Source organism: Delftia sp. ZNC0008, assembly GCF_000799035.1.
In the GTDB taxonomy this organism is placed as follows: Bacteria; Pseudomonadota; Gammaproteobacteria; order Burkholderiales; family Burkholderiaceae_C; genus Comamonas; species Comamonas tsuruhatensis.
Genome location: NZ_JTKZ01000214.1, coordinates 1 through 2,157, shown reverse-complemented (window position 1 = coordinate 2,157; position 2,157 = coordinate 1). Strand labels below are relative to the sequence as shown.

Genomic DNA, 2,157 nt, shown 5'->3' with positions numbered 1-2,157 from the left:
CAGGAAGAAGGAAGAGGAACCCCAGGCCGGCATCAACCTGCTGGAGTCCAAGGACGTAGTGATCGAGGGCAATGTGTTCGAGCAGGTCGCATTGCCGGTGCGCAAGGATGCGGCCAGTACCACGGCTGAGAGCGGCAACACCTCGCAGGGCGGCAGGTGATGGGGGCTGGGTCGGCATCACCGTGGCAACGCAGCGCAGTCCAACCGTTAGAATGCAAATGAGAATTGATCTCATATTTCGGGCCAGCCGCCCACGCATTCCTCCTCCCGCGCCATGCCTGCCGCCGAAACCTCCCTTCACCGCGAAGTCGCCACGCTCTACACCGACCACCACGGCTGGCTGCAGGGCTGGCTGCGCAAGAAGCTGGGCGATGTGCACCAGGCGGCCGATCTGGCGCACGACACCTTTGTGCGCCTGCTGGCGCGCGACGAGCCTGTGCAGGCGCGTGAGCCGCGCGCCTTCCTGACCACGGTGGCGCAGCGCGTGCTGGCCAACCACTACCGGCGCCAGCAACTGGAGCGCGCGTATCTGGAGGCGCTGGCCCAGGCGCCGCAGTCCTTTGCCATCTCGCCCGAGGAGCGCGCGCTGCTGCTGGAGGCGCTGGACGAGATCGACCGCATGCTCGACGGCCTGCCTGCCCCTGTGCGGCGGGCCTTTCTGATGGCCCAGCTGGACGGCATGAAGCAGGCCGACATTGCGCGCGAGCTGGGCCTGTCGCTGACGACCGTCAAGCGCTACCTGGTGCAGGCCGGCATGCACTGCTATTTCGCGGTGGATGCATGACGGCGCCGGGAGCCGGCCTGCCGCCCGAGGTAGCGCGCAGCGCCATCGAGTGGTGGCTGAAGCACCAGGATGGCCAGCTGTCCGATGAATTGGCCTGCGAATGGCAAGCCTGGCAGGCCTGGCGCGCGGCCGATCCGCTGCACGAGCAGGCCTGGCAGCGCATCGCTGCCGTCAACCAGCGGCTGGCTGGGCTGGTGGCGCCGCCGCAATCACCGATAGCCCGGGCTGCGCTGGCCCCGCGTGGTTCCGCTCGCCGGCGCGTGATCCGGTCCCTGGCCGTTGCGGCCTTTGGTGCCGGCATTGCCTGGCAGCTGGAGCAGCGCCTGCCCTGGCAGGGCTGGGTGGCCGATGCACGCACGGCGCGGGGCGAGCGTCGGCAGATGGCGTTGCCGGACGGCACGCAGATCGTGCTCAACGGCGCCAGCGCGCTGGACATCGAATACGGTCCCCGGCACCGCCGTCTGCGCCTGCTGCAGGGCGAGGTGCTGGTCACCACGGCCAAGGACACCGAGCAGCCCGCCCGGCCCTTTGCCGTGCAGACCACTGCGGGCGAGGCGCTGGCCCTGGGGACGCGGTTTTCCGTGCGTGCGCTCGCGGATGGTGATTTCCAGGTGGGTGTGTTCGAGGGTGCCGTGCGCCTGACCCCCCGGCTGGCCGGCCAGGGTGTGCTGGTGGTCAGGGCGGGCGAGCAGGCCACGCTGCGGGCCGATGGCGTCTCGCCAGCCACCGCCGTGCATGAGGACAGCACCGCCTGGACCGAGGGCATGCTGGTGGCGCGCGGCATGCCGCTGGCCCGGATGCTGGAGGCGCTGCAGCCGTACAGCGATGCGGCCCTGGCCTGCGAGCCCGAAGTGGCCGACCTGCGCATCTCAGGCACCTATCCGCTGGCCGAGGTGCCGCGCGTGCTGGCCGTGATCGGTGCGCTGCCGGGACTGGAGCTGCGCTCCATGACGCGCTGGTGGGGCCGGCGCGAGGTGGTGGTGGGCAAGAAGGCGGCAGGGGCTTGAAGGGGTCTGCGCAGTTTTTTGAAGAAATCTGCGCCCGGGGTGGTCTGTTTCGAGAACTCGCGGGACATGGAGGAAGAGGGGGCTTGCCATGCCGGGCCCGCCCATCGATTCGTCCATCCATCCGTTTGTCTTTTCCTTCCAGGCCCAGTCCTTCGCACACCATGGCATATCCCTCAGCGCCCCGGCGCTTTCCCTGCGCCTTGCGCCCCTCCGTCGTCCCGTCCCGTGGCCTGTTGCTGGCTTTGGCCTGCGCGGGGCTGGGCAGCAACCTGTGGGCGCAGGCGCCTTCGCCGTCCGTCAACACCACGGCCGCCACAGCAGCCACACGCAGCTACCAGATTCCGGCGGGCACGCTGGAGGACGCGG

At 69.6% G+C, this 2,157-nt stretch carries 3 protein-coding genes; all 3 read left to right on the top strand.

Translation table 11 applies throughout. The features are described 5' to 3' along the window. Nucleotides 1–274 precede the first annotated feature (274 nt). Nucleotides 275–784, top strand: coding sequence for a sigma-70 family RNA polymerase sigma factor (locus L995_RS07315; protein ID WP_047470604.1), 510 nt, complete (start codon nucleotides 275–277; stop codon nucleotides 782–784). Then, a complete protein-coding gene (locus L995_RS07310) occupies nucleotides 781–1,791 on the top strand; it encodes a FecR domain-containing protein (RefSeq protein WP_047470603.1) in 1,011 nt (336 codons plus the stop codon). Before L995_RS07315 ends, L995_RS07310 begins: the two co-directional genes overlap by 4 nt. A 161-nt stretch (nucleotides 1,792–1,952) precedes the next feature. Continuing rightward, nucleotides 1,953–2,157 (top strand): hypothetical protein (locus tag L995_RS31855; protein WP_156136006.1); only part of this gene is annotated, 205 nt, incomplete at its 3' end.

Coding starts and splice junctions, on each gene's coding strand:
- L995_RS07315 (WP_047470604.1), top strand. CDS start 275: ATGCCTGCCGCCGAAACCTCCCTTCACCGCGAAGTCGCCACGCTCTAC.
- L995_RS07310 (WP_047470603.1), top strand. CDS start 781: ATGACGGCGCCGGGAGCCGGCCTGCCGCCCGAGGTAGCGCGCAGCGCC.